7 protein-coding genes are annotated in these 8255 nt (G+C 52.6%); 6 read left to right on the forward strand and 1 reads right to left on the reverse strand.

Features of this window, described 5'->3' with window-relative positions:
- Window positions 1-219: 219 nt before the first annotated feature.
- The 5 genes from FHS27_RS30895 (at window position 220) to FHS27_RS00385 (ending at window position 5865) form a co-directional block, all read left to right on the forward strand.
- A complete protein-coding gene (locus FHS27_RS30895; protein ID WP_246418945.1) occupies window positions 220-1092 on the forward strand; it encodes a DUF5060 domain-containing protein in 873 nt (290 codons plus the stop codon).
- Window positions 1092-2069 carry a putative collagen-binding domain-containing protein gene (locus FHS27_RS30900; protein WP_246418946.1) on the forward strand — a complete coding sequence of 326 codons (978 nt, stop codon included), beginning with the start codon at window positions 1092-1094 and terminating at the stop codon, window positions 2067-2069. The genes FHS27_RS30895 and FHS27_RS30900 overlap by 1 nt, the downstream gene beginning before the upstream one ends.
- Window positions 2070-2851: 782 nt before the next feature.
- On the forward strand, window positions 2852-4084 hold the full coding sequence (locus tag FHS27_RS00375; protein WP_044252555.1) for a DUF1559 domain-containing protein: 1233 nt from the start codon (window positions 2852-2854) through the stop codon (window positions 4082-4084).
- Between the two features lie 146 nt (window positions 4085-4230).
- Window positions 4231-5463, forward strand: coding sequence for a DUF1559 domain-containing protein (locus tag FHS27_RS00380; protein WP_044252552.1), 1233 nt, complete (start codon window positions 4231-4233; stop codon window positions 5461-5463).
- Window positions 5464-5676: 213 nt separating this feature from the next.
- Window positions 5677-5865 carry a hypothetical protein gene (locus tag FHS27_RS00385; RefSeq protein ID WP_184300227.1) on the forward strand — a complete coding sequence of 63 codons (189 nt, stop codon included), beginning with the start codon at window positions 5677-5679 and terminating at the stop codon, window positions 5863-5865.
- Between the two features lie 934 nt (window positions 5866-6799).
- Here the strand turns inward: FHS27_RS00385 and FHS27_RS00390 are convergent.
- A complete protein-coding gene (locus FHS27_RS00390) occupies window positions 6800-7036 on the reverse strand; it encodes a hypothetical protein (protein WP_184300230.1) in 237 nt (78 codons plus the stop codon).
- Between the two features lie 136 nt (window positions 7037-7172).
- Here FHS27_RS00390 and FHS27_RS00395 point away from each other — a divergent pair, with 136 nt between their 5' ends.
- Window positions 7173-7964 (forward strand): helix-turn-helix transcriptional regulator, encoded by a 792-nt coding sequence (locus FHS27_RS00395; RefSeq protein ID WP_184300233.1) that lies wholly within the window; start codon window positions 7173-7175, stop codon window positions 7962-7964.
- The last annotated feature ends 291 nt before the right edge of the window (window positions 7965-8255 follow it).

The raw sequence follows: 8255 nt of genomic DNA on the forward strand, positions 1-8255 counted from the left end.
ACACCATTGCACGCACTCGTCCACGCAAGGGATATCGTGGCATTCCGTTTAGGCTGCGACAAATGCCTGCGCGGCAACGCGAAAACAGAATGAGTGAGCAGTTAATTTAGAAACACTCCATTAGCTCACGTAGTCGAGCCTCACTGAGGTTTCGCTAGAGGGCATCTGTCTTGAACCGACCGCACATCATGCGTCGAACGAATACCTAACGCATCCATCATGAAACCGCAAACAGCGAATCTCCTTTCGGTAGCACTGACCCCCGTTCTGCTTTGCGTCTTGTCTCTCTCTTCATTAGCGGCGGTTGTTGAAGGTGAGAGAAACTCAGACGGAAGTTTGAAAAAATGGCATCGCATTGAAGTCGTGTTCGACGGTCCTCAGGCCAACGAATCATCGGCAACGTTCAGGAACTTTCGTCTGGACGTGACGTTCACCTCACCTAGTGGCAGGCAATACCGAGTCCCCGGCTTCTTTGATGCCGATGGAAATCCGGCCCACACTTCGGCGACCAGCGGAAACAAATGGAAGGCACGTTTCGCTGCAGGAGAAGAGGGCGAGTGGACCTACAGCACACGCTTTGTGACGGGCCAAAACGTGGCAGCGAGCCTTTCGAGGGGAGAAGCCGGGACTGCTCCGGATGGTGAGACAGGGAAATTTCAAGTTGGCCCTCAGGATAAAACAGGGAAAGACTTCCGGGCGAAAGGAAAACTTGAATATGTTGGCAAACGATATCTCCGATTTGCCGACGGTGACCACTTCATCAAACTGGGGGCCAACAGTCCGGAAGTGCTATTGGAGTATGGTGAATTTGACGGAACCCCTGGACACGCCAAGGACGTCTACGCCCCAAGCATCGGCAATTGGAACCAGGGCGATCCGACGTGGGGAGAAGGCAAAGGGAAGGGAATCATAGGCCTGGTGAACTATCTCTCTTCGTTTGGCATCAATTCGCACTACTTCCTGTGCATGAATGCCTATGGTGATGGCAAAGAGGCCTGGCCTTGGACCGGTGCCGACGACATCGATGTTTATGATGTGTCGAAGCTGGGGCAATGGGAGGTGCTTTTACCCATTTCGACCGAATGGGATTGATGGTCCATTTTCAGCTTTCCGAATCTGAAAATACCAATTACCTCGAAGCTAGAGACGGACAAGGGACGTTCTCCGATGCCCGGAAAATCCTCTACCGAGAACTCGTTGCTCGTTTCGGGCATCATATGGCCATCACCTGGAACATCGGTGAAGAAAATCAAGCTGCGGGTTCTGGGATTCAAACGCCTAACAATGATGTGCAAAGGCGAGCATTCGCAACTCGAGTTAGGACGTTGACTCCCTATCGAGACCACATTTCCGTTCACAATGGTCCTGCAGGAAAGTTCGCCGATATCTTTCCTCAGCTGATTGGGTTTAAAGACATTACGGGCCCAAGTCTGCAGACGTACCTGACCAAGCCAAATCGAGCGAGAAAAGGTGTTAGCGCGCTGAGTAACCACGATGAGGTTGCGAGGTGGGTTGAAGAGAGCAAGAAGAGCGGGCATCCATGGGTCGTTTCAATCGATGAACCCTGGTGGGGACGTCGAACGAATAGACTGACTGACACTTTGCGCAAAGAAGTCGTCTGGGGAGCAATCCTTGCCGGCGGGCAGATGGAGTTTTATGCCGGCGGTGACGATGTGAAACACATCGACTATCGCACCTACGAAGACTGTTGGCGATCGATCGGGTATGCCGCCAAGTTTTGCAATGAAAACCTGGCAAACGAGATCGCGGACATGGAACCGAATGATGCTCTGGCTATCGGAGACGAAAACTGGGCGATGGGAAACGAGAAAAGCACTTACCTGCTCTATTTCAAAAATGGGGGAGAATTCGCTGCGGACCTATCCACTGCCAAAGGCCAAGAATTTTCGGTGCAATGGTACAACCCACGCACAGGCGGAAAAATGACTCATGGCACGTATGAGACCGTGCAGGGAGGATCTGAGTATGTCTTGCTCGGAAGTCCTCCTGGCACAACCGCGCAAGACTGGGTTGTCCTTCTTAGAAATGCCGCGACGCTTTCGCCGTAGCATCATAAATCTGCATACGGGCTGTTTATTGCATTGGTGATCGCATTATCTAATTCACTCTTTTTTACATGTGCAGTGGCTTTGCCTCCGCTGCGGTGTAGTTATACGTTCACTGATGAGGTTGAGCGTTTTTGTTCTTGCTATTCCCGGCTTATTGTCAATAAGCGTTTTGTAAGACCGCGAGTCGTCAGACGCGCGTTTAAGGGTTCGAGAGCGTCCGTACCGCCACAATGACTCTTTCGGAAGAACGATATGGCGCTCTTGGAAACAGTTGCTCACATCTGTTCTCCCACGACAAATTCTCCGCACTGTAGTTTCGTGATTTTCCATGCCACTATGTTCTTAGCGCAGCCTTGAAGGATTTAAGATTTAATAAATCTATAATGCATAGATTTTTTTCGGCAACTATTGAGTACTTGTGGAGCCTATCCAACACGGCGGAGCAGATCTCCAGCGTTAGATGCGTTTTCGCCATCGTGTTCATCCCATCTAGTCTCGTGCGTGCTCACAGGTCATGCGGGAATATGTCGTCTTCCTGCGAGAAGGACTCGTTCTTTTCGACGGGATGGATGCCGCATTCATAACGTGGTGTCATTTTATCAGAACTCGAACAGTGTACCTCAGGGAACATTGCTTACCCGGAGGCGGCAGCATTGGATTTTCCGGCGGTCTATCAACTCGCTGTCACCTATAGCCTGTCCAATTTTATTCATGCAGAGAGCAGTTCAGCGATGGGTGCATGACATAGTCTTCTTTCCGTGTTTCTTATGAGGAATTTTCGAATGAAACCGCTACGTTTAAGAATAGGGTTCACTCTTGTTGAGCTATTGGTGGTGATTGCCATCATTGGCGTTCTTGTCGGGCTCTTGTTGCCCGCCGTGCAAGCTGCTCGGGAAGCCGCGAGACGAATGAGTTGTAGTAACAACTTCAAACAGCTTGGGCTCGGAGTGCATAATTATCACTCTGCCTTTAATCGGCTCCCGATGCAATCTGGTGGGACGACGAATGCCGCTAATGCGAACACTCCCAGTCCTGAATCCGATGTGGCTGGGGGCCACAATCGTTTCCGGTTGAGCTGGTTAGTAGGGCTGACGCCCTATATCGAGCAGCAGGCATTGTGGGAGCAGATCTCCAATCCGCTTGATCCCGATGAAGACGGTGTCGCACCTTTCTTTCAAGCGATGGGCCCTTCGCCCGCTAGAACGTTAGCTGACCACGCTGCAAGCCCGTACCAGCCATGGCTGACCAACATTCCCACGCTGAGGTGTCCCAGTGATCCGGGGGTGGGGCTGCCGGCGCAAGGCCGAACCAACTATGCCGCTTCATTAGGCGATAGTTTGCACCACTCTCACTACGGTCACATCCGAGACGATGATGGACTATTGGAAGGATCCTCGAACTGGGAAAGGAATGCGGGGGCGGCTTGTCGTGGTTTCTTCCGCTCCCGAACCGTGCGAACGTTTTCTGACATCACAGATGGATTATCTAACACGTTTTGCGCAGGCGAAATCGTGACCGATCTCGGCGATAACGATGCGCGAACACGACCAGTGCAGGCGGTCGGTGAGAACTTGCTCAACATTGCCGGTTTTAGCCAGGCTTGCGATCAGTATCTGGATCCCGAGCGGCCTCAGTTCTGGGGGGATGCGACAGCACTCGGGACATTCACCGATGCTGAAAATCGTCGCGGATACAAATGGGCATACGGCAGGCCATTGTTCACTGCGATCATGATTTGTAGTCCGCCAAACAAAGTGGTCTGCATGGGAGCCGATGATCCAGGGGAATATGGAGTACTTCCTCCTGGCAGTCGTCACCAAGGCGGTTGCCACATGCTGATGGGAGATGGGGCGGTGAAGTTCATCACCGACTCAATTGAGGCTGGTAACCAGCAGCAGGCCCGTTGCATCGTCTTCAATCGTGCGGGCGCTTCTCATGGAGACGACAGCCCATTTGGACTGTGGGGAGCCCTCGGCACCGCCAGTATTGGTGAAGTGATTGATGGGGACTTCTAACCCGCGTCGGCCTCCATCGAGGCAATCACTTTGAGTTTTTTTGATCTGAGCAAAGCACGTGGGTGCGTGTTCGGACGATATCTGCCCATGAATGATCGCGGGCGGTTTGAATTGGCATTAATTCTTTTCCATAGTTGAGGTTTGAAATGTGTAAAACAGGAAGGCGACGCGGTTTCACGTTAGTGGAATTGCTGGTCGTGATCGCCATCATCGGTGTTTTGGTTGGGCTGTTGTTGCCCGCAGTTCAGGCGGCCCGTGAGGCGGCCAGACGCATGAGTTGCAGTAATAACTTCAAGCAGATTGGTTTGGCGATTCACAACTATCATGCTGCCTATCAGAAACTGCCCAAGCAAGGCAGTGGCACTGGCAATGGTGGCGCAGGGCTAAACGCTTGGAGTGATTCGAACAACTTCAATAATTACCGGTTAAGCATGTTGGTCGGCGTTCTTCCCTTTGTGGAGCAACAGGCCACTTGGGAGCGGATCAGTAACCCCAGTGCGGAACGAACCGACGGCAATACCGGAGCCGGGATCGGAACTCCAGCTGCGCCTTGGCCTCCGATGGGACCCACGCCTCAGAATGCACAGTACATTCCTTGGGTAACCGAGTTCCCTACTTTCCGCTGCCCAAGCGATCAAGGAAAAGGTCGGCCTGCTTTGGCACGCACTAACTATGCCGCTTGCTTGGGTGATGCCAGCTACAACGTCATGTACGGGACGTGGGATCAGAAGCGAACCGACCCTTCAGTCCGATCTGAAGACTCCCGGTCGACTCACCGTGGATTCTTCAAGCCGTTCGCGTTGAGGGCTTCGGCGTTTCGAGACGTTTTGGATGGTCTCTCAAACACAATCGCCATGGGCGAGATCGCCACATACGTCCAAGACAAAGACAAACGAACTGTGCTGCCCGGCGGCAATTTAACCGGCGGAAATCTAGACACAACCAATGTCAACATTCGCCAGAACCCCAACATTTGCGAAGAGCATCCGAACGGTCTCAATCCCGAGAAACCTATGAAGTGGCAGACTGATTCGCGCCAGGACAGAGGACGTGGGTACCGATGGGCATGCGCGAAACCGATTCACTCTGCCTGCATGACCATCCTGCCGCCGAATAGAGGATTCTGCTCTCGCGGCAATGGGGACGACCTGGACTCGATCGCAACCGTATCGAGCCGTCACCCAGGTGGCGCTCATGTACTCATGGGAGATGGTGCCGTCAAATTCGTTACCGACTCGATTGAGGCAGGCAATCCAAATAGTCCTCAAGTCTGGTCGGGTGGAACGGGGACTCAAGCACCGGGTAGTAAGAGCCCTTATGGTCTTTGGGGAGCTCTTGGAACTCGTGCAAACCAGGAAGTGATCAACGCGGAGTTTTAAAAGGCTTGTCGCCGAATAGTCAGTGCATACCACCTAAGAGGTTGCCTTGATGGCGGTCTGTGCGATGGGGCTCTCAACCTTGGTTATCGTCACCGACATGCGATCGGTGACGGGGGGCTTTGCGCGCTCCGCAGCAAAAACAGCGCAAGATTTTGGTGTTCTTTGTCTCAGTATTTGTAATTTGATTCCGCCTTCGACATTGTTGGAGAAGTGATGCTTCGTTTCTATACGCCGTTCTTGTTGTGTGTCTTTTCTGGATTCATTATCGCGGGCTGTAGCGGCCCAAGTGACCTGTCGGGAACGAACACATTCGCAGACATGACCCCCGAAGATTGGGAGGAATATAACGCGGAGCAAGCGTTGTTGGCCAAAGAAGCTGAACAAGCCATGAAAGAGAAGTAAGGGGGTAGCTCACACTCGCGTGGAGCAAAATCGAATGACGTGCTGGCCGCTGAAGCGATGAGAAAAAAGTGATTGATGCCTTTTTTGCGCATCGGTCAACATCGCGGTGATCATCGGCATGAAGTTCGAACTCGCTCGGCGCACTCCGTTGCTTTTGTTGTTTGCAGTAATTTTTCTATTTCAATAAGTGCCAGTGATGAATTTTCGAGTTTTGATGATCATGCCCGTTTGGCTTGCTGCCGCTTTCTGCATCGGCTGCGGTTCGGGATCAACATCCCAAGGTGGTATCGAAAAAAGTGAGTTGGAGGAGTATGCAAGTAAGCTTCCGCCCGACTACGAGCCAGCTCCTATTAGGAGTTCGGCGGACGATCCAATCACGAAGTGATGCCAATAGGGGCCTGGCCAGCGAGTCAGCCTGCCCAGCCGACCTAAGCCAGGGATCCTCGACGACGCCTTCCCGAGTGACGCCCGTTCAGTTCAGACGGGACGTTTGGCGGCGTGATGATGCGGAACCACTTTTTTCCCCACCATGCCTCAATTGCATTGGTCGTCATGGCAACGTGCCATTGCAGCGTTGAGAAGCCGTGTCGCGAGACAAGTTCCTTCCACGTCACGGTTAGGGACTTATCGCGGGATGTTTGGTTGATTTTCCCACTCTCTGAGCACGCTGAGCAGTCTCGTTCGTTGATCGCGATGCTGAGCAACCGCTGCCAAATTTTGCATCTCATCTGGGGCAGACTGGAGATCGCAAAGCTCTATTGTTGGAACCTTGCGGCCCCTGCATTGTCTGTCGCCCGTCTCGAGCACGATTTGTTCATTTAAACCATCCGTTAACGCATGGTCGCATTGCATTGACGCTATTGGCCCATGTTGAGTGCATCTCGTGGAGGTCACTCAGTATCTCTGATGCGACGAGCGGACAAATACTGACGCGTCATCGGTTAATTCCACAATCGGCGATATTGAGCTGACCGCTGTGCTCGGATGCGAAGACAAACTCGAGCCGTTTGGAACCCTCGCGGTAATCGGTTTCTAACGCTTCGTAGAAATCATCGCGATATTTCTCACCGACGGATTGATATTCGCCGTCGTTCTCAGGCGTGCAACGACCGAAACTGTCGAGACTCGGTAATGGTGTACAAAAGTTTTTGGCGAACTGGAACTTTTTCACGCGTCATGTCTTCGTGTACACTTCCTCACCTCCAAATTCAATCGCCTAAGTTTGCGTGAAAATCGATGGGCTATACAACTTTGCTCTACCGTTGTGATGCCCTTGGCGAAGTTCCTTTTCGTAATATCAAGTTTCTATGGAATTCTCGCCCGTCGTCGTCAACAAGCTCGTGCAGTTGTGGGACGAGCTGGAGGCATTTCCAGTCGAGCAAGCAACGGAAGCCAATGTTCACCTGATGAAGACATTGGCCACGTGGTTGGACTCGGATTACGCCTATTGGTGTGGACTTTTGCGGGTTGTTGATGGGAATGCCGCCGAAGAGGACCCGCTCGGTGGATGGCGGGTGCGAGTCAGCGAGCCCTATAAACTGCCCCAGATTTACGAGGACCATCGGGAGGAAATACTGGAGAATCAGCATCTGGCGGATACCGTTGGAGCCGCCTCGATTGCAATCATGAGAGAGGCAGGCAACTTCCGAGTTCGTCGGCTTCGAGAACTCGTGGATCTTTCGGAGTACGAAAAATCAGCGCACTTCCAAAAGCTTCAAATGCCCTACGGTTTAACTGATCGAGTGTACATTGTTACGCCGGTTAATGAAGACACGGAGTCTTGTTTTTGTTTTGAATTGGCGGGCGACGACGGCAAGCGTTTTGATTCAGAGCTGACAGATTTTGTAGGAACCGCTCTGCGTAGCGTGCGCTGGTTTCAACGTCGTTTGTTTTTAAGCCACGGCCTGGTGGTGGGCGACGAAATTTTTAGCGAAATGGAACGTCGCATCGTTCTCTTGCTGCTGACGGACAAGTCAGAGAAGGAGATTGCGATCGAAATCGGACGTGCCACCTCGACGACGCACAACTACGTCACGGGGATCTATCGCAAGTTCGGCGTCAACAATCGAGCCGGATTGATGGCGATTTGGCTCGGCTGAGGCAGCCGAGCAGTCTGATTAGACCGTTGCATCCGGCATCCCCCCACTTACAGTGGTCGCGGAATGCGTCCGGCGTGATCGGCATTGGCCCAGGTCCAGTTCTTGGATGCTTTGCTTGTCGTCGACGAGCCCACTTTCCGGTGATCGTTGGCGCGTTCCCAAAAGAGCTGCAGTGAGGGTGCTGGGGAGCGACTTGTCGGCGATGACGACATCCGTCTTGCCCCGTCATTCACTTGAGTACCGGCGGCAGGATGTAAATGCACTTTCGCTTCAACATTGAACGACACAACG

Source organism: Aporhodopirellula rubra (assembly GCF_014192335.1).
In the GTDB taxonomy this organism is placed as follows: Bacteria; Planctomycetota; Planctomycetia; order Pirellulales; family Pirellulaceae; genus Rhodopirellula; species Rhodopirellula rubra.

Coding starts and splice junctions, on each gene's coding strand:
- FHS27_RS30895 (WP_246418945.1), top strand. CDS start 220: ATGAAACCGCAAACAGCGAATCTCCTTTCGGTAGCACTGACCCCCGTT.
- FHS27_RS30900 (WP_246418946.1), top strand. CDS start 1,092: ATGGTCCATTTTCAGCTTTCCGAATCTGAAAATACCAATTACCTCGAA.
- FHS27_RS00375 (WP_044252555.1), top strand. CDS start 2,852: ATGAAACCGCTACGTTTAAGAATAGGGTTCACTCTTGTTGAGCTATTG.
- FHS27_RS00380 (WP_044252552.1), top strand. CDS start 4,231: ATGTGTAAAACAGGAAGGCGACGCGGTTTCACGTTAGTGGAATTGCTG.
- FHS27_RS00385 (WP_184300227.1), top strand. CDS start 5,677: ATGCTTCGTTTCTATACGCCGTTCTTGTTGTGTGTCTTTTCTGGATTC.
- FHS27_RS00395 (WP_184300233.1), top strand. CDS start 7,173: ATGGAATTCTCGCCCGTCGTCGTCAACAAGCTCGTGCAGTTGTGGGAC.